The following is an 18,508-nucleotide window of genomic DNA, read 5'->3' as shown; positions in this document are numbered from 1 at the left end:
CGTACCGCGAAAGGCAGTTGCCGCCCCATGCCCCCCACCGGACAGACACCCCTGACCGCCGACGCCCTCCCCGGCGTCCCCGTCGCCGACATCTCCGCCACCGGACCCGGCGGCGCGCCCGTCCAGCAGGCCATGGACCTGATGCGCGAGCACGGGCCCGTGTTCGTGCGGCGGCTGTACGGGCGGGACACCCTGTTCGTGGGCGACCTGGACCTCGTGGCCGACCTCGCGGACGAGCAGCGGTTCGCCAAGCACATCGGGCCGGGTCTGGAGAACGTCCGGGAGTTCGCCGCCGACGGCCTGTTCACGGCGTACAACGACGAGCCCAACTGGGCCAAGGCGCACGACATCCTGATGCCCGCCTTCGCACTCGGCTCGATGCGCACCTACCACCCCGTGATGCTGAAGGTGGCCCGCCGGCTCATCGCGTCCTGGGACCGCGACGCCCGCGCCGGACGGCCGGTGAACGTCCCCGACGACATGACCCGCATGACGCTCGACACCATCGGCCTCGCCGGGTTCGGCTACGACTTCGGCTCCTTCGAGCGGGCCGAGCCGCACCCCTTCGTCGAGTCGATGGTCCGCTGCCTGGAGTGGAGCATGACCCGCCTGGCGCGCGTCCCGGGCCAGGACTACTCGGCGCAGGACGCGGCCTTCCGCGACGACTCCGCCCACCTCGCCCGCGTCGTCGACGACGTCATCGCCGCCCGCACCGGCACCGACCAGAGCGACGCCGACGACCTCCTCGGCCTGATGCTCACCGCCGAGCACCCGGCCGACGGCACCACACTCGACACCGCCAACATCCGTAACCAGGTCATCACCTTCCTGATCGCCGGTCACGAGACCACCTCCGGCGCCATGTCCTTCGCGCTGTACTACCTCGCCAAGCACCCCACCGCCCTCCAGCTGGTGCAGCGCGAGGCCGACGAACTGTGGGGCGACCAGACCGACCCCGAGCCCACGTACGACGAGGTCGGCAGGCTCACCTACACCCGCCAGGTGCTCAACGAGGCCCTGCGGCTCTGGCCCACGGCCGCCGTCTTCTCCCGGCAGGCCCGCCAGGACACGCTGCTCGGCGGGCGCATCCCGCTGCGCGCCGGACAGTCCGCCCTGGTCCTCGCGCCGATGCTGCACCGGCAGCCCGTGTGGGGCGACAACCCCGAGCTGTTCGACCCCTCCCGCTTCACGCCCGAGGCGGAGGCGGAGCGGCCGGTGCACGCCTTCAAGCCGTTCGGCACCGGCGAGCGCGCCTGCATCGGACGGCAGTTCGCGCTGCACGAGGCGACCATGCTGCTGGCCATGCTCGTCCACCGCTACCGGCTGCGCGACCACGCCGACTACCGGCTCACGGTCAAGGAGACCCTCACTCTCAAGCCCGAGGGCTTCACCCTCGCGCTCGCCCCGCGCACCGCCGCCGACCGCGTCCACACGCCGCTGCCCGGAGCCGCCCCCGCCCAGGACACCGAATCGGCCGAGCCGCAGGGCCTGCCCGCCCGTGTCCGCCCCGGCACCGCCGCCCTCTTCCTGCACGGCAGCAACTACGGCACCTGCCGCGACTTCGCCGCACAGCTCGCCGACGAGGCCGCCTTGGTCGGGTGCGCCACCGAGGTGGCACCCCTCGACGCCTACGCGGGCGGCCTGCCCACCGACCGGCCCGTCGTCATCACCGCCGCCTCCTACAACGGCCGCCCCACCGACGACGCCACCGCCTTCGCCGCCCGGCTGGAGGAGAGCCACGACCTGTCCGGCGTGACGTACGCCGTCCTCGGCGTCGGCGACCGCAACTGGGCCGCCACCTACCAGCACGTCCCCACCCGCATCGACGAGCGGCTCGCCGCATCCGGCGCCGGCCGGCTGCTGGAACGCGCCGCCGCCGACGCCTCCGGTGACCTCACCGGCACCGTCCGCACCTTCACGGCCGCCCTGCGCACCGCCCTGCTGGAGCGCTACGGCGACCCGGACGCCACCACGCCGGACCCCGGGCCCACGACCGCCTACGAGGTCCGCACCCTGACCGGCGGCCCGCTGGACGCCCTCGCCGAGCGGCACGGTCTCGTCCCCATGCGCGTCACCGAGGTCCGCGACCTCACCGCGCCCGGCCACCCGCGCCGCAAGCGGTTCGTCCGTGTCGCGCTGCCCGACGGCGTCACCTACCGCACGGCCGACCACCTCACCGTGCTGCCCGCCAACGCCCCGGACCTCGTCACCCGCGCCGCCACCGCGCTCGGCGCCGACCTCGACACCGTCCTGGACATCCGCGCCACCCGCCCGCGCCGCGACGGCATCGCCGTGGACCGGCCCGTGACGGTACGGCAGCTCCTCACCCACCACGTGGAGTTGCAGGAGCGGCCCAGCGCCGGGCAACTGGCCGCGCTCGCCGCCGCCAACCCGTGCCCGCCGGAGCGCACGGCCCTGGCCGCCCTCACCGACGACCCGCGCACCCTCGTGGAGATCCTGGAGGACCACCCGGCGCTGCGCGGCGCCCTGGACTGGCCGCAGCTCCTCGACCTCCTCACCCCGCTGCGCCCGCGCCACTACTCCGTCTCCTCCTCGCCGGCCGTCGACCCCGGTCACGTGGACCTGATGGTCTCGCTGCTGGAGGCACCCGCCCGCTCCGGCAAGGGCCTCTACCGCGGCACCGGCTCCGGGCACCTGGCCTCCCTGCAGTTCGGTGACACGCTGTACGCGCGCGTGCAGCCGTGCCGGGAGGCCTTCCGCATCGACGTCATGGGAGACCCGGCACCGGTCGTCATGGTCGCGGCGGGCACCGGCCTCGCCCCCTTCCGCGGCGTCATCGCCGACCGCACGGCGGCCCTCGCGGCGGGCGCCGAACTCGCGCCGGCCCTGTGCTACTTCGGCTGTGACGCCCCCGACGCGGACTTCCTGCACGCCGCGGAACTGCGCGCGGCCGAAACCGCCGGAGCAGTCTCCCTGCGCCCCGCCTTCAGTGAGACCCCCGAGGGCGAGGTGCGGTTCGTGCAGCACCGGATCGCCGTCGAGGCCGAGGAGGTCTGGACCCTGCTGGACGCCGGAGCGCGGGTGTACGTCTGCGGAGACGGTTCGCGGATGGCGCCCGGGGTGCGGGAGGCGTTCCGTACGCTGTTCCGCAAGCACACACCGGGCGCCGACGAGAGGGCCGCCGAGCAGTGGCTCGACGGGCTGATCGCGGACGGGCGTTACACCGAGGACGTGTACGCCGCCGGCTGACCGCGGACACAGGGGAGGGGTGGGCACACGGTGGTGGACTCCTGGGAACGGGCCCGGCACGTCCTTCGGGAGGCGGGCCTGGACCCCGGCCGCCTCGCCCACCTCGCCCCGCTGACCGGCGGCACGTACAACACCGTCGAGGAACTGCGCCTCACCGACGGCAGCCGCTACGTGCTGAAGGTCCCGCCCCCCGCGGTCGTCCCCGGCCTGCGGCACGAGCGCGAACTGCTGGTCTCGGAGGCCGAGTTCTACCGCTCGGCCGCCCGCGTCGGGGTCACCGCACCGCAGCTGGTGTCCAGGGGCGACGGCTTCCTGCTGATGACGGCCTGCCCGGGCGAGCCGTGGGACGGCACGCTCACCGGTGCGGAACACGCCTTGCTGCGCACGGAACTGGGCCGCCAGGTGGCCCGGCTGCACCGTGTGACGGGCCCCGGCTTCGGCTACCCCTCCGCCGCCCTCGGCCCGCTCGCCCCCGACTGGCGGACGGCGTTCACGGGGATGATCGACGCCGTCCTCGACGACGCCCGGCGCTACGGCGCCCGTCTGCCCCGGTCCGTCGACGAGGTGGCCGCGACCGCCGCGTCCGCGTACGGCGCCCTCGACGAGGTCACCGTCCCGTGCCTGGTCCACTTCGACCTGTGGCCGGGCAACATCCTCGTCGACCGCGCGGACGGAGCGGCCCGCATCGGGGGCCTCATCGACGGGGAGCGCATGTTCTGGGGCGACCCCCTGGCCGACTTCGTCTCCCTGGCGCTGCTGGGCGACATCAGGAACGACGGGGAGTTCCTGGCCGGGTACCGGGAGGCCGGCGGCCGGGTCCGCTTCGACACGCCCGCCCGTCTGCGCCTCGCCCTGTACCGCGCCTACCTGTACCTGATCATGCTGACCGAGACGATTCCCCGCCGGGTCGGCGAAGAGCAGGAGCGATGGGTGCAGGAGAGGGTGGCCCCGGAACTCCTCGCGGCCCTGGACGAGATCGCGGAGGCCGCCGGGCCCACCGGTTAGCTCACATCGTGAAATAAGAGGTGGGGGAAGGTCGCGCCGCGCCCGGATCCGACGGTATGTTGCAGGTCGGACAGGGGATGCGAAGGGAGCCTCATGGCGGCGGGGAACGGGCGCACGGTACGCGATCTCAGGCGGGCCAACCGCACGGCCGTGCTGCAACGGCTCTACTTCGACGGCCCGCTCAGCCGCTTCGAGCTCGGCCCGGCGACCGGCCTGAGCTCCGGCTCCGTCAGCAACGTCGTCGCCGACCTGGTCGCCGACGGACTGGTCGAAGAGGCCGGAAGCGTCGACTCCGACGGCGGCCGCCCCCGAACCCTGCTGCGCGTCTCACCCGGCAGCGGCCACATGATCGGCGTCGACGTCGGCGAGACCCGGGTCCGCGTCGAGCTGTTCGACCTCACCCTCACCGAACTCGCCCGCGCGGAGCACCCGCTCACGCCGCAGCGGTACGAGGTCGAGGCCATCGTCGACCACGTCCGCCAGGGCATCGCCGAAGTGCTGGACACCGCGGGTCTCGCGCCCGAGCGGCTCCTCGGCGTCGGCATCGGCGTCCCCGGCATCGTCGAGCGCACCCCCGACCGCGGGGCGCTCGTGCACGGGCAGACCATCGGCTGGGACGCCGTCCCACTGGAGGCGCTGCTCCGCGCCAATTCCCCGCTGCCGGACACCGTCCCGTACTTCATCGACAACGGTGCCAAGACGCTGGGCCAGGCCGAGATGTGGTTCGGCGCCGGGCGCGGCGCCCGCAACGCCGTCGTCGTCCTGTTCGGCTCCGGCGTCGGCGCGAGCCTCGTCACCCCGGACGTGGAGCAGGGCCGCGCCGTCGAATGGGGGCACCTGACCGTACGGGTCCGGGGCCGTCGCTGCCGGTGCGGGGCGCTCGGCTGCCTGGAGGCCTACGCGGGCGCCGAGTCACTGCTCGCCCGCTGGCGGGAGGAAGGCGGCCGGGCCCCGGACGGCACCGACGAGGAGACCGCCCTCACCACGATGCTCGCCGCCGCCCACCCGCCCGAGGGCGTCGCGGCCGACCCCGTCGCGCTGGCCGTCCTGGAGGAGACCGCCGAGTACCTGGGCGCGGGCCTGTCCGACCTGATCAACCTCTTCCAGCCCGAGCGCATCCTCATCGGAGGCTGGGCCGGCCTGGCGCTCGGCGCGCGCTTCCTGCCCGCCGTACGCCGGCATGCCATGTCGTACGCGCTGCGCCACCCGGCCGGGAAGGTGACCGTCGACCTGGGGCGGCTCGGGCCCGACGCGGTCACGGTCGGTGCCGCGATCCTGCCGCTCGCCGACTTCTTCGCACGCGGCGGACGGCGCCCCGACCCGGCACCGGAGTACCCGCTCCCGGCCTGGCGCACGGCGCTTCAGGAGCGGACCCCGCGCTGAGGTTTCGCCGATCACCGCGGAGGTACTCGCGTGGCGCCCGGACCACAGAAGGGAGCACGCCGTGACCGACCATCGCCTCGAAGGACCCGGCGAGAACGGTGACCCCATCCCGCGGGACATGCCGGACCAGCAGGCCGACGACGGCGAGGACCCGTGGGAGGTCGCCCCGCGCTTCACGGGCACCGGCAAGGACGGCAAGCAGCGCAGCGACGACGAGACCGACGAGCCCGCCGGTGACGTCCCCGACACGGACGAAGCGGGGACGGGCCGGCAGGGAGCACCGCACTCGGGAACGGTTCACCCCGAGCACCCGGTGCCGGACGAGCCCTCCGCCTGAGGAGGGCATCCCACCGAGGGCCGCAGCCGGCTGTGGGGGTCGGCTGCGGCCCTCGGGCATGTCCCGGGCCGCTCGCGGAGCTCGTCGGGATCAGCCCACCTTGCGTCCCCGTAGCGGCTCCGTCGGCGCCCCCGCGCCCTGCTGGAGGCCCAGCAGGAACTCCTCCAGCACCTCGGGCGCCGTATGCTCCGGCCGCCAGCCGAGCTCCGCCCGCGCCCGCGTGCAGTCCATCAGCGGCAGTCGCAGCACCGCGTCGAACAGGTGCGGGGAGGCGGGCAGCAGGTGCAGGCCCCAGGCGGCGGCGATCGCCGACCGGGCCGCGCTGCGCGGCAGCCGCACGGGACGCGCGTCGAACATCTCGCCGAGCAGCCGCGCGTCGACCGGCGGGTCGGCCGCCAGGTTGAACGCGCCCCGGACGTCCGAGCGCAGCGCCAGCCGGTACGCGTTCGCCGCGTCGTCCGTGTGCAGCGCCTGCATCCGCAGCCCGGGGATGTCCGGCAGGAAGGGCAGCAGCTCCGGGCGGGCCAGCGGACCGGGCAGGAAGCGGCCGCCGAAGATGCGGCGCTGCTCGCTCGCCGACTCCCGCTGGAACAGGAAGGCGGGCCGCATCCGCACCACCCGCGTCCCGGGGTGGTCGCGCTCGAACGTGTCCAGCGCCCGCTCCAGGTAGGCCTTCTCCCGGCAGTACGCGGCGTCCGGCCAGCCGTGCGTCGGCCACGACTCGTCCACCGCCTCGTCCTTCGGGCCGGGGGAGTAAGCGCCGACCGACGAGGCGTGCACCAGCGCCGGCACGCCCGCCGCGGCCACCGCCTCGAAGACCCGCATGCTGCCGAGCACATTGGTGCGCCAGGTCGCGGCGGGGTCGTGCGTCGGCTGGAAGGCCCACGCCAGATGGACCACCGCGTCCGCGCCCGTGAACCGCTCCACCAGATCGGCCCGCTCGGACGCCAGGTCGACGGCGGCCCAGTCCGTCTTGGGCGGCGACCAGTCGGGGATCCGCCGGGCCAGGCCCAGCACGGAGGCGACTTCCGGGTCCTCCGACAGCAGACGCACCACACTGGTGCCCACGTTGCCGGTGGCACCCGTGACCACGATCCTCATGCCCGTTGCGCTGCTCACCTCGTGCTCCTCTCGGCCGCGGTCCCCCGGGAGGTGACCGAGTACCCGGGGGCCGCGGAAGCACTACGGCGGACGGAAGCCGCGTCACTCCTCCTGGTCGCCGGGGACGGTCTCCGCCCAGAGGTTCTCCGCCTGGAGCAGCAGCGTGCCCAGGACGGCCGTGTGGGCGGCCCCCTCGCCGGCGTGCCGGCGCAGGTTCTCCTGCAACTCCTCGTGCAGCTCCCGCATCGCCTTCTCGGTCTCGTCGTCCGGCCGGGCGGTCACGCTGCCCTCAAGCAGGCTGTCGGCCTCGGCGCACAGGGCGTCCCCGATCAGCTCCAGCAGACGGGCGTAGGCGCGCAGGGCCGGGCCCTCGGGCGGGGCGGGCGTCCGCTTGTCGTCCACCGACACCGCCAGGGCCCGGGTGAGCGTGGCGACGTGCGCGGTGACCCGGCCGAGCCGCTCGTCCTCGTCCACCGAGGGCAGGGCGCCCGCGTGCGGGACGCGGTGCAGGGCGCGCAGCGGGGCATAGGTCAGGCGCAGGCTCTCCTGACTCCAGCGCCGTGCCGAGCGCAGCGCCTGGAGGCGGTGGTCCAGCCGGGCCGAGGCACTGACCCAGCCGGCAGCGGTCTGCCCGTCCCACTCGCCCTCGCGCAGGTCACCGGCGACGGTGTGCAGTACGTCTCCCGTCTCCCGGGCGAGCGCCGCCAGGTTCGTGCGTACGTCGCGCAGGTGGAGCGGCGGCAGGACGAGCGCGTTGACGGCGACGCCGATGACCGCGCCGATCGCGGCCTGCCCCACCCGGTGCCCGACGGCGGACAGGCTCACCATGCCCGAGGAGATGGTGAACAGGGCCGTGGTCGCCGCGTAGATGCCCTGGTCGCCGAAGCGGGGCCAGTTCGCCAGCAGCATCAGCACCGGTACCGACAGGGCGAGCGCGCCGGTCGTGTCGTCGGTGATCGCCTGCGCTCCCGAGGCCACCAGTGTGCCGACGCAGATCGCCCCGAACTGCCGCGCGCCCTGCACCAGGGAGCTGAACACCGTGGCCTGCACCAGCACCAGCGCCACCCAGGGCGCCATCAGCGCCAGCGGGTCGCCCATCCAGACGCCGCCCACCAGCCACGCCAGCACCGCCGCCCCGGCCGCCTTCAGCGACTGGACGACCAGATCCCGCTCCCGCCCGGGCCCCCGCCACGCCGCCCGCACGGCGTTCCAGGCGCTCCGCGTGTCGCGCCGCACGGCCTCCACCGGCCGTACGGTGCGGGCTCCCTGCTCGAAGGTGTGCATCCGCCCCTGAGCCGTCGGTGCTCCGTGGGGCCGGCCATCCGTGCCCGCCTCCGTGCTTCTGTCCCTGTCCTTCCGCCCGCGGAGGGCTCCCGCCGCCCGCCGTACCGCATTCATCACACGCGTCATGCGCTGTGGGTATCCGCTCGACCGGCGGTTTCACGCCGCTTCATGCGAGCGCCCCGTCGCCGAGGGCGGACAGCAGGTGTGCGGGATCCCCGTAGACCACGTCCGCTCCGGACTCCTCCAGGTCGGCGCGCGGGATCCCGCCGCACAGGACGCCCACGCAGCGCACCCCGGCCCGGCTGCCCGCCCGCATGTCCCACACGGTGTCGCCGACGAACACCGCCCGCTCCGCCGGCACCCCCGCCAGCTCCAGGGCGTGCTCCACCGGCTCGGGGGAGGGCTTGCCCTCGTCGACGTCGTCGGCGCTCGCCGTGGCGGCGATGGCCTCGTCCGCGTCGATGGCCCGGCGCAGCGCGCTCAGCTCGGCGCCGCCCGCAGAGGTGGCCAGCACCACCGTCCAGCCGTCCCGGTGCAGCCGTCGCAGCAGCGCCCCGGCCTCCGGCAGCGCGGGCAGCCGGTCGAAGTACTGCCCGTACAGCGCCTTGTGCCCGGCGCTGATGTCGGCGTCCTGACCGGTCTCCCGGTCGTCGCCCAGCAGATGGGCGACCAGGTCGGTCGACGGCAGGCCCACGGCCCGGTGGATGGCGTGCATCGGCACCTCGTGGCCCGCCTGCCGGAACGCCTCCCACCAGGCCACGACGTGCAGATGGTTGGTGTCGACCAGCGTGCCGTCGACGTCGAACACGGCCGCCCGTCGTGAGCTTCCCATAAGTGCAGTCCCTTCCTCCGAGGTCGCGCGGGTACCACGTCAGCCGCCCGCCACGCCGGACGGGAGCCGCCGCTCACGGGTCCAGGCCAGCAGTTCGTCGAGGGACCACGTGGTCACCACCCGCTCCGGCGGCACCCCGCACTCCTCGGCCCGCGCGCACCCGTTGATCTGCCAGTCCAGCTGCCCGGGCGCGTGCGCGTCGGTGTCGACGGAGAACAGCACCCCCGCGTCCACGGCGCGGCGCAGCAGCCGCCTGGGCGGGTCCAGCCGCTCCGGCCTGCTGTTGATCTCCAGGGCCGTGCCGGTCTCGGCCAGGGCCGCGAACACCTCGTCCGCGTCGAACTCCGACTCCGGCCTCCCGCGCCCGGTCACCAGCCGTCCCGTGCAGTGCCCGAGCACGTCCGAGTGCGGATCGCGGACGGCTGCCACCATCCGGCGGGTCATCGACCGGGCGTCCATGCGCAGCTTGGAGTGCACCGACACCACCACCACGTCGAGCCGGTCGAGCAGCTCGGGCTCCTGGTCGAGCGTGCCGTTCTCGTGGATGTCGCACTCGATGCCGGTCAGCAGCCGGAACGGCGCCCAGGTCTCGTTCAGCTCCGCCACCACGTCCAGCTGCTCCCGCAGCCGCTCCGGCGACAGCCCCCGGGCGACCGTCAGCCGCGGCGAGTGATCGGTCAGCGCCGCCCACTCGTGGCCCAGGTCCGCGGCGGCCCGGCCCATCTCCTCGATCGGGCTGCCCCCGTCCGACCAGTCGGAGTGCAGATGGCAGTCCCCGCGCAGCAGCGCCCGCAGCTCCTCCCCGCCCCGCGCCGCCGGCTGCTCGTGTGCCTCGCCCTCCAGCTTCGCCAGATAGCCGGGCACCTGGCCGGCCAGCGCCTCCCGCACCACCTGCGCGGTCTTCGGGCCGACCCCCTTGAGTTTCTCCAGCGAGCCGTCCGCCGCCCGCCGGCGCACCTCGTCCCCGCCCAGGTCCTTCAGGACCCGGGCCGCCGTACGGAAGGCGCGCACGCGGTAGGTCGGTGCCAGGGACCGCTCCAGCAGGAAGGCGATCCGGTCCAGTGCCTCGACGGGGTCCATCGCCACCTCCACCTCAAGGGTTCCCCAGCGCCCCGCAGGGCGCACGACGGGCGGACGGTTTGCCCGGTGTCCCCCCGGGTACTGCGATGCCTCGTCCCGGCCCCGCCGACGAGGAGGCTCGTCATGTCCGCCGCCACCAGCGCGTCCCCCAGCAAGGTCGCCGTGATCACCGGCGCCGATTCCGGCATCGGCCGCGCCACCGCCGTCCACCTGGCGCGGGCGGGGATGGACGTCGGCATCACCTATCACAGCGACCGCAAGGGCGCCGAGGAGACGGCCGACGAGGTGCGTGCCCACGGGCAGCGGGCCGAGGTCGCCCGGATGGACCTCACCCGGCTGCCCGACGCCGCCGACACCGTCGACGACCTGTGCGAGCGGCTCGGCCGCATCGACGTGCTGGTCAACAACGCCGGGACCGGCACCATGACGCCCTACCTTGACCTGGAGCTGTCCGACGTGCGCGAGGTCCTGGACGTCGATCTCGTCGGGCCGTTCCTGTGCGGGCAGAAGGCGGCCCGGCACATGATCGACCACGGTGAGGGCGGCCGGATCATCAACGTCACGTCCGTGCACGAGCACCAGCCGCGGGTGGGCGCCGCCCCCTACTGCGCCGCCAAGGGCGGTCTCGGGCTGCTCACCCAGGTCATGGCGCTTGAACTGGCCGAGCACCACATCACCGTCAACGCCGTCGCCCCGGGCGAGATCGCCACGCCCATGACCGGCCAGGAGGACACCGACCCGCACACCGAGAGCCGCCCGGGCATCCCGCTCGGCCGGCCCGGAGACGCCCGCGAGGTCGCCGCCGTCGTCGCCTTCCTCGCCGGCCCGGACGCCTCGTACGTCACCGGCGCGTCCTGGAGCGTCGACGGCGGCATGCTCCGGATGGGTCCGCAGGCCGGTTCCCACCTCACCGGTGACGACTGGCGCCGTCCCTGAACCCGCGCCGCCGCCGGTTGCGTTCTACGCTCGATGCATGACCGAAAGCGCGAGCCCGTACATATCCCACCCGCGGATCCTGGTGCTCGGGGTGCAACCCGGCACACCGCCGTTCCGGATCGTGCAGATCGACGGCCAGGTGGTCGGAGAGGCCCGGGCCGTCACCGACGTGCTGGCGGCCGCGGCCGCGTTCGGCATCACCGTGCACGACATGGACGACCCGGACGTGGTCCGGTGGGTGGGCGGAGACAAGTTCACCTGGACCGTGCACTAGGCCGTGCGGCGTGGATGCGGGCTAGGCCTTGCCGGCCGGTGACTTCTCTCCTGCCCGGCCCCGGCGGGGCCTGCGCGCGTGGACGGCCCTGCTGAGGCGGCGGCCCAGGAGCAGGTAACCGATGAGCGCGCCCGTCGTGTTGAGGATCACGTCGTCGATGTCGAAGGCGCGGCCGGTGACCAGCGCGCCCTGGGCGAATTCCACCAGGAGCATCACGGTCGCGGTCAGGAGCAGCACGCGCAGGATGCCCCGGGTGCGCGGGGCGACCACCGGCACGAGGACGCCGAAGGGAACGCCCAGCAGGATGTTGCCGCCGATCTGCTTGACGGCGTCGCGCAGTTCGGGCTGGTCGAGATAGGCCTTCAGGGAGCTGCCCGGCGTCAGGTTGCTGTGGGTCAGCGCCTCCGAGGCGGGCGAGGGCTGCAGGGTCAGCCGGGCCAGCACCACCGCGAAGGCGACCATGAACGTGAACGCGCACACCATCGCCAGCAGCCGGAGGGGCAGCGGGAGCGGGCGTCGCTCGCTCCCGGACCCGGCGGTCCGGGGACGTGAGGCTGCACTGGCCATTCGGTCCTCCAGTCTTGAACTTCCCTGCGTGACACGGCGGTTACCCCCGGTCGGGCCGACGATGCCGTGGAAGGTGCGTTCCCGGCCACGGCCTCCGGTGACATCGCCGGGGGGCCGTGGCCGGGGATCGCTCCCACCCTCCGTTTCCCGCATTCGGCCGGAGCACTCCCGGCGGGATCACGTCGCGTACGGAAGCCGGTCAGCTCCCGTACGAGACGCGCACCTCCTTGAAGCCCAGGGAGCGCAGCAGGCCTTCGAGCATGCCGGTGGTGTTGGACTCGGCGCGTGCGGTCAGCTCGCTCTCCTTCGCCGCCTCGCCGATGTGCCGCACCGCGAGCTTCTGCACGGCCTGTTCGCCGTTGGGGTTGTCCGAGAAGAGGTCCCCGAGCCGGTCGAAGAGACCGCGCTGCTTGGAGACCGCGTAGGAGCGGTCGGGGTCGAGGGCGGGCTTGCCCAGCTGTGCGTGGGGCAGCCGCAGCGTGGCGGACGTGCGGTCGCCGTTGACCTTCACGTCGTTCTCGCCGATCTTGCCGAGGTCGACATAGGCGTCGACGGTGCCCGCGCCGACGTACAGCGTGCGGGTGCCGCGGATGGCGTCGGGCAGCAGCTTGGCGTCCTTCTCCAGGTCGACGACGACCTGGAAGTTGCCGGAGGCGGCGTCGTAACGGCTGATGTCCTGGATGGATTTCAGCAGCGCGGGACCGGACCGGTCGTGCGTCTCGGTGCCGAACAGGTCCTTCAGGCCCGGGATCACGCTCAGCCGGAGCCCGGCGAAGAACACCACCAGCACCAGCACGAGCGCGGCCACCACCTTCGCCCAGCCGGGCATGCGCCTGGGGAGGCGCTTGACGGGAGTCGTCATACGACGGCCCTCCTTCCTACTGTCCGGATGCCCGCCACGTCCCGCGCCAGACCGCCGAGTTGAAGAGGGAACGACTCCGGCGGAAGCACGTGGGGCGCACACCCGTCACGGTCGGGAGGTCGGCTCCGGCTGTTCCAGCGCGGCGTCCAGCGTCGGCTGCGGGGGCAGGATCCGGGACAGGCCGGTGATCCGCAGGACGCGCAGCGTGAGCGGGTGCGCGCAGACGAGCAGCACCTGTCCCCGCCGTTCCAGCACCCTGCTGCGGGCCCGGTACAGCAGCCGCAGTCCGGAGCAGTCGAAGAAGTCGATCCCGGTGAGGTCGATCACGACGCGGGCGGCGGGGCGGTCCGTCTCCCGGTCCAGGTGCGGTGCGATCTCCGCGGCCGCGGCGAGGTCGATCTCGCCGAGGAACTCCAGCACCGTGTGCCCACGTTCCTGGCGGACGCGCAGATGCCGGGTGAGCGGTGCAGGTTCCTGCCGCACGACGAGATCGCCTCCAGCCTGCTCCGTGCGTGGGAGGGGCCACGGCTCAACACCGCTCCCCGCCCTGCAAGTTACCCTCCAACGAGTGAATTTGAGCATGTTCGATTGACATATGTCTTTGAATTCCGGCCGAGTTGGCCGAGGTTCACGCCGGGGCGTGCGCGGGGGGCGCCGCGGGGGGTGCGCTCCGCTACGACAGGGCGTGCCAGGCCCGGGTGAGCGCCTGGCGGAACTGCTCCGTCTGGTGCGCCGTGAGGTCGCGCACCATCCGCTCCTCCAGCTCCCGGACGGGTCCGGCGTGCCGGGCGAGCAGCTCGCGGCCGGCGTCGGTGAGGAGGATGAGCAGCTCCCGGCGGTTGCGGGGGTTGCGCTCGCGACGCACCAGCCCGCGCCCCTGGAGGGAGCGGACCAGGTCAGCGATGGACTGTGCGGTGACGAAGGAGTCGCGTGCCAGCTGGGCCGCGGAGAGTCCGTCGTGCCGCTCCAGCACGGTCAGCGCGGTGTACTGGAGAGCGGTGATCCCGGAAGGTCTGACCAGCTCGTCCAGGTGGGAGCGCACGACGAGCTCCACCTGCTTGACCATGTAGAGCAGGGAAGGGGGTGCCTTGGTCACCTGTGTGTCGAGCATGGGAGCAGGCTAGACCATTGACAGGAAACCTGTCCGTAAAGAGACTGCGCACAGACAGGAATCCTGTTTGTTGAAAACTTGGAAATCTTGGCGACGACGCTGAGGAGTGGTGATGACCACCTTCGAGAGCACACCCGGACAGCTGTTCATCGGGGGCCGATGGCGCGAGGCCGCCGACGGAGCGCGCACCGAGGTGGTCGACCCGTCCCGGGGCACGACCGTCACCACCGTCGCCGAGGCGGGCCCCGCCGACGTCGACGCCGCCGCGCGCGCCGCCCGCGAGGCCTTCGACGACGGTGCCTGGTCCGGCCTGAGTGGCCGCGAGCGCGGCCGGGTGCTGCACCGCGTCGCCGCGCTGATCCGGGAGAACGCCGAGGAGCTCGCCGCACTGGAAAGCCTCGACGTCGGCAAGCCGGTCACGCTGTGCGGCGCGGTCGACGTGACGAACGCGGCCAACGACTACGAGTACTTCGCGAACCTCGCCCAGAGCCAGGACGGCGCCCTGCGCGAGACCCCCATGAACGCCCTCGCCTACACCAGGCGCGAGCCCCTCGGCGTGGTCGCCGCGATCACCCCGTTCAACTTCCCGCTGATCCTCGCCGGCTCCAAGCTCGCCCCCGCCCTCGCGGCCGGCAACACCGTCGTCCACAAGCCCGCCGACGAGACGCCGCTCAGCGCCCTGTACATGGCCCGGCTGCTCCAGGAGGCGGGCGTCCCCGACGGCGTGGTCAACGTCGTGACCGGCACCGGCCCGGTGGCCGGCGAGGCGCTGCTGCGCCACCGCGGCGTCGACAAGGTCGCCTTCACCGGCTCCACCGCGATCGGCCGGCACGTGGCGAGCGTCGCGGGCGAGGCGCTCAAGCCCGTCACCATGGAGCTCGGCGGCAACGCCGCCCACATCGTGTTCGAGGACGCCGACCTGGAGAAGGCGGTCGGCGCGGTCATCAAGGGCTTCGTCTTCAACACCGGCCAGTTCTGCATGGGCGGCCCGCGCCTGCTGGTGGCCCGCTCGGTGTACCCCACCCTGCTCGGCATCCTCGCCGAGGCCGTGCCCGGTGTGCCGGTCGGCGACCCGCGCGACCCGGCCACGGTCGTCGGCCCGATGGCGGCCGAGAAGCACCTGAAGAAGGTCGAGGAGTACGTCGCCCTGGCCCGCATGGAAGGCGCCCGCATCGTCTGCGGCGGCGAACGGCTCGACCTCGACGGCGGCTACTACTACAAGCCCACCGTCATCGCCGACCTGGCGAACGACTCCCGCGTCGTCCAGGAGGAGATCTTCGGCCCGGTCCTCACCGTGCAGCCCTTCGACGACGAGGACGAGGCCGTCGCCCTCGCCAACTCCACGCCCTACGGCCTGGCCTCGGGCGTCCAGACCGGCAACGTCGCCCGCGCGCACCGCGTCGCCGGCCGGCTCCAGGCCGGCATCGTCTGGGTCAACGACTGGGCGATGCTCGACCCGGCGGTGCCCTTCGGCGGAGTGAAGGACTCCGGCTACGGCCGCGAATACGGGCCTGAGGCCCTCGCCGGTTACACCAAGGTCAAGTCCGTCGTCGTCTCGCTCGACTGAGAACCGTCCAGGAGTCATCACGATGTCCACCACCACCCGTGCCGCGGTCGTCGAGTCCGGCGGCGCGCCCTTCACCCTCTCCGACGTCGTCCTCGACGCACCCGGCCCGCACGAGGCGCTGGTCCGCATGACCGCCGCCGGCCTGTGCCACACCGACCTGGGGGTGGCGAGCGGCGGACTGCCCTTCCCGCTGCCCGGCGTGCTGGGCCACGAGGGGGCCGGCGTCGTCGAGGCCGTCGGCTCCGCCGTCACCGGCGTCGCGCCGGGCGATCATGTCCTGCTCTCCTTCACCTCCTGCGGCCACTGCCGCAACTGCCGCGGCGGCCACCCCGCGTACTGCGCGACCTGGCTGCCGCTGAACCTGATCGGCGGTGGCCGGGCCGACGGCACCAGCACCATCAGCCGGGGCGGCGAGGCCCTGGGCGGCCACTTCTTCGGCCAGTCCTCCTTCGCCGAACTGGCCCTGGCCGACGAGCGCAGCCTCGTCAAGGTCGACCCGGACGTGCCGCCGGCGTCGATCGCCCCGCTGGGCTGCGGCGTGCAGACCGGTGTGGGCGCCGTGTGGAACGTCCTGAAGCCGGAGACCGGTGGCACGGTCGTGGTCCTGGGCGCCGGAGCGGTCGGCCTGTCGGCCGTGATGGCGGCGGCCCTCACCCCGGCCACCAGGATCGTCGCCGTCGACCGGGTCGCCGAACGCCTGTCGCTCGCAGAGGAACTGGGGGCGACCCACACCGTCGACACGAGCGGGACGGATCTCGCCCCGGCCCTCGCCGAGATCACCGGCGGGCAGGGCGCGGACGGGATCGTCGAGACCACGGGCGACGTCGGCGTCCTCCGGCTGGGCGTCGACGCGCTGGCCGCGCGCGGCACCCTGGTCGTCGTCGGCGCCCCGCCCTTCGGCACCGAGGTCGCCCTGGACGTCAACGGCCTCCTCGGCGGCAAGCGGATCGTCGGCCTCACCCTCGGCGACAGCGAGACCCAGACCATGATCCCGGCCCTGGTCCGCCTGGTGAAGGACGGACGCCTCCCGCTGCACCGCCTGATCAGCACGTATCCCTTCGGGGACATCGACCGGGCGGTCCAGGACATGAGGTCGGGCAAGACGATCAAGCCGGTCCTGACGTTCTGACGCACCATAGCTGCGCCGCTTGGACGGGGCGCCTCGGAGCTCGGGGGTTCTGGTGTGCGGGCGGGCGCGGGACGTCAGTGGCCCGTCGCGCAGTTCCCCGCGCCCCCGGAAAGGCCGAACCCGCCGACCGCGTGGAAATGACCGGCCGGGCCGACAGGGAGACCGGACCTGCGGCCTTCGGCGGTGCCCGGCTTCGAGGCCGGTGCGTCGAGTGCTCGGCGATCGGGCAGGGCGCGAGCGCGTGAGCCCACCGCCGACGGCGGTGTGGCTCCCGGAGTAGCTCGGGGGTACCGGTGGATGCCGCTCCGTGCAAGACGGGACGGGTCCGGCCGGACCCGTCCCGACGCGTCTGCGGTCACCCGGTGGAGCCGTCCAGGGCTACGCCGTGCCCGGCGGCGCCCGTTTGTACAGCGGCGGAGCTGTGGCCGGCGGGTTCCCCCGTCGGGTGGCCGGGGGGCCTACGCCGTGCCCGGCGGCGCCCGCCCGGCGGCGGAGCCGTGCCCGAGGGGTTCATCCATCGTCGGTCGGCCGGGCTACTCGCACCCGCGGGCGGCCCGGGCCGCCCCGGCCGGACGGAGGCCGGTTACGCCTCTGTCATGGGGCGTCGCCGTTGTTGGACCCGCGGGGAGCGCGGGGCCGTGGCCCGTGCCGCGGGCCGGCCGGAAGCAGAGGCCCTGGGGCCTGCGCGCCCTCTGGGCCAGGGCTCCCGTCCGGCGGCCCGCCTCGCGCCCGCGTCTCCGCGACGAGGCGACCACAGCGACGCCGAGACCGTCCCCGGGAAGCACGCCCTCGACAGGCACGGGCCCCGCGCCCAGGTCGGCGGGCTCAGTCGTTCAGCAGCACCAGCTTCCCCGTCGTGCGGCCGGTGTCGCCGAGGGTGTGGGCCTCGGCGGCATCGGCCAGCGGGAACGTGCCGGCGATCGTGGCGCGCAGCTTCCCCGCCCCGACCAGATCCGCGATCGCCTCCATGCCGCTGCGATCGGCGTCCACCAGCATCCGCAGCGCCCGCACACCGAGCCGCTCGGCCTCCTCGTAGAGGTCGTCCGGGCCGACCGGGAGGATCGACACCAGGACGCCGCCGGGGCGCAGCACGCGCAGGGAGCGCTGGGCGTTGTCGCCGCCGATCGTGTCCAGGACGACGTCGGCGTCCTTCACGGCCTCGGTGAAGTCCGTCTCCCGGTAGTCGATCGTCTCGTCGACACCGATCCCGCGCAGGAACTCGTGCTTGCCCGCGCTCGCGGTGCCGATCACGTACGCGCCGCGCGCCTTGGCGATCTGCACCGCCACGTGCCCGACCCCGCCCGCCGCCGCGTGGATCAGCACCCGCTGCCCGGGCCGGAGGCCCGCGTGCTCGGTGAGCGCCTGCCAGGCGGTGAGCGAGACCAGCGGCAGCGCGCCCGCCTGGGTGTGGTCGACACCGGCCGGCTTGCGGGCGAGGGCGCGGACGGGGGCGATGACGTACTCGGCGTGCGAGCCGTGCCCGTACGGGTACGGCAGCATGCCGAAGACCTCGTCCCCGGGCGCGAAGGCCACCACGCCGATGCCGACCGCCTCCACGACCCCGGAGACGTCCCAGCCCAGGACGAAGGGCGGCTCGCCCAGGAACCCGCCGGTCGCCCGGTGCTTCCAGTCGGTCGGGTTGACCCCGGCGGCCCGCACCCGGACCAGCACCTCGTTCGGCTTCGGTACCGGGCGCTCGATCTCCACTTCCTTGAGGACCTCGGGACCGCCGAGGACGTCCTGGCTGATGGCTCGCATCGTGTTCTGTGTGCTCATGGTCATCCAGCGTGCCGGTCCGCGGACCCCGCGCCAATGGCAAGATTGCCAACA

General features: G+C 73.7%; 17 protein-coding genes. 8 read left to right on the top strand and 9 right to left on the bottom strand.

Annotated elements, in window-relative coordinates; translation table 11 throughout:
• Positions 1 to 27 precede the first annotated feature (27 nt).
• The 4 genes from OO68_RS13690 to OO68_RS13675 all read left to right on the top strand — a co-directional run bounded on the left by OO68_RS13690 (position 28) and on the right by OO68_RS13675 (position 5,935).
• Positions 28 to 3,210 (top strand): cytochrome P450, encoded by a 3,183-nt coding sequence (locus OO68_RS13690; protein WP_033308597.1) that lies wholly within the window; start codon positions 28 to 30, stop codon positions 3,208 to 3,210.
• A 30-nt stretch (positions 3,211 to 3,240) separates the two neighbouring features.
• The gene (locus OO68_RS13685) at positions 3,241 to 4,215 is read left to right on the top strand and encodes a phosphotransferase family protein (RefSeq protein WP_033308596.1); all 975 of its coding nucleotides are present in this window, start codon (positions 3,241 to 3,243) and stop codon (positions 4,213 to 4,215) included.
• A 93-nt stretch (positions 4,216 to 4,308) separates the two neighbouring features.
• Positions 4,309 to 5,598: an ROK family transcriptional regulator gene (locus OO68_RS13680; RefSeq protein ID WP_033308595.1), complete on the top strand. Its 1,290-nt coding sequence runs from the start codon at positions 4,309 to 4,311 to the stop codon at positions 5,596 to 5,598.
• Between the two features lie 61 nt (positions 5,599 to 5,659).
• Positions 5,660 to 5,935: a hypothetical protein gene (locus tag OO68_RS13675; RefSeq protein ID WP_033308594.1), complete on the top strand. Its 276-nt coding sequence runs from the start codon at positions 5,660 to 5,662 to the stop codon at positions 5,933 to 5,935.
• 90 nt (positions 5,936 to 6,025) lie between these two features.
• Here the strand turns inward: OO68_RS13675 and OO68_RS13670 are convergent, their stop codons facing one another.
• The 4 genes from OO68_RS13670 to OO68_RS13655 form a co-directional block, all read right to left on the bottom strand.
• A complete protein-coding gene (locus tag OO68_RS13670; RefSeq protein WP_033308593.1) occupies positions 6,026 to 7,054 on the bottom strand; it encodes an SDR family oxidoreductase in 1,029 nt (342 codons plus the stop codon).
• A gap of 84 nt (positions 7,055 to 7,138) precedes the next feature.
• On the bottom strand, positions 7,139 to 8,320 hold the full coding sequence (locus OO68_RS13665) for an FUSC family protein (protein ID WP_245236968.1): 1,182 nt from the start codon (positions 8,318 to 8,320) through the stop codon (positions 7,139 to 7,141).
• A gap of 166 nt (positions 8,321 to 8,486) precedes the next feature.
• On the bottom strand, positions 8,487 to 9,152 hold the full coding sequence (locus OO68_RS13660) for an HAD family hydrolase (protein WP_033308592.1): 666 nt from the start codon (positions 9,150 to 9,152) through the stop codon (positions 8,487 to 8,489).
• A gap of 39 nt (positions 9,153 to 9,191) precedes the next feature.
• Positions 9,192 to 10,232: a PHP domain-containing protein gene (locus OO68_RS13655; protein WP_033308720.1), complete on the bottom strand. Its 1,041-nt coding sequence runs from the start codon at positions 10,230 to 10,232 to the stop codon at positions 9,192 to 9,194.
• A 123-nt stretch (positions 10,233 to 10,355) separates the two neighbouring features.
• Here OO68_RS13655 and OO68_RS13650 point away from each other — a divergent pair, with 123 nt between their 5' ends.
• Together OO68_RS13650 and OO68_RS13645 are read left to right on the top strand one after the other, a co-directional pair.
• Positions 10,356 to 11,168 (top strand): SDR family oxidoreductase, encoded by an 813-nt coding sequence (locus tag OO68_RS13650; protein WP_051814614.1) that lies wholly within the window; start codon positions 10,356 to 10,358, stop codon positions 11,166 to 11,168.
• A 37-nt stretch (positions 11,169 to 11,205) separates the two neighbouring features.
• Positions 11,206 to 11,442: a hypothetical protein gene (locus OO68_RS13645; protein WP_031110714.1), complete on the top strand. Its 237-nt coding sequence runs from the start codon at positions 11,206 to 11,208 to the stop codon at positions 11,440 to 11,442.
• 21 nt (positions 11,443 to 11,463) lie between these two features.
• On the opposite strand, the gene OO68_RS13640 is transcribed toward OO68_RS13645, so the two are convergent.
• The 4 genes from OO68_RS13640 to OO68_RS13625 all read right to left on the bottom strand — a co-directional run bounded on the left by OO68_RS13640 (position 11,464) and on the right by OO68_RS13625 (position 13,982).
• Positions 11,464 to 12,009: a VanZ family protein gene (locus OO68_RS13640; RefSeq protein ID WP_033308591.1), complete on the bottom strand. Its 546-nt coding sequence runs from the start codon at positions 12,007 to 12,009 to the stop codon at positions 11,464 to 11,466.
• 199 nt (positions 12,010 to 12,208) lie between these two features.
• Positions 12,209 to 12,871 (bottom strand): DUF4230 domain-containing protein, encoded by a 663-nt coding sequence (locus OO68_RS13635; RefSeq protein ID WP_033308590.1) that lies wholly within the window; start codon positions 12,869 to 12,871, stop codon positions 12,209 to 12,211.
• Between the two features lie 105 nt (positions 12,872 to 12,976).
• A complete protein-coding gene (locus OO68_RS13630) occupies positions 12,977 to 13,354 on the bottom strand; it encodes an anti-sigma factor antagonist (RefSeq protein WP_033308589.1) in 378 nt (125 codons plus the stop codon).
• 190 nt (positions 13,355 to 13,544) lie between these two features.
• Complete coding sequence (locus tag OO68_RS13625) at positions 13,545 to 13,982, bottom strand: MarR family winged helix-turn-helix transcriptional regulator (RefSeq protein ID WP_033308588.1); 438 nt, start codon at positions 13,980 to 13,982, stop codon at positions 13,545 to 13,547.
• Positions 13,983 to 14,094: 112 nt separating this feature from the next.
• Here OO68_RS13625 and OO68_RS13620 point away from each other — a divergent pair, with 112 nt between their 5' ends.
• Both OO68_RS13620 and OO68_RS13615 read left to right on the top strand, forming a co-directional pair.
• Positions 14,095 to 15,549 carry an aldehyde dehydrogenase family protein gene (locus tag OO68_RS13620; protein ID WP_033308587.1) on the top strand — a complete coding sequence of 485 codons (1,455 nt, stop codon included), beginning with the start codon at positions 14,095 to 14,097 and terminating at the stop codon, positions 15,547 to 15,549.
• A gap of 22 nt (positions 15,550 to 15,571) precedes the next feature.
• Positions 15,572 to 16,678 (top strand): NAD(P)-dependent alcohol dehydrogenase, encoded by a 1,107-nt coding sequence (locus OO68_RS13615; protein ID WP_033308586.1) that lies wholly within the window; start codon positions 15,572 to 15,574, stop codon positions 16,676 to 16,678.
• A gap of 825 nt (positions 16,679 to 17,503) precedes the next feature.
• Here OO68_RS13615 and OO68_RS13610 read toward each other — a convergent pair.
• On the bottom strand, positions 17,504 to 18,454 hold the full coding sequence (locus OO68_RS13610) for an NADP-dependent oxidoreductase (RefSeq protein WP_209442578.1): 951 nt from the start codon (positions 18,452 to 18,454) through the stop codon (positions 17,504 to 17,506).
• Positions 18,455 to 18,508: the final 54 nt, after the last annotated feature.

This window comes from Streptomyces iakyrus, from assembly GCF_000717055.1.
Lineage (GTDB): Bacteria > Actinomycetota > Actinomycetes > Streptomycetales > Streptomycetaceae > Streptomyces > Streptomyces iakyrus.
This window is presented reverse-complemented; position numbering and strand designations above follow the sequence as displayed.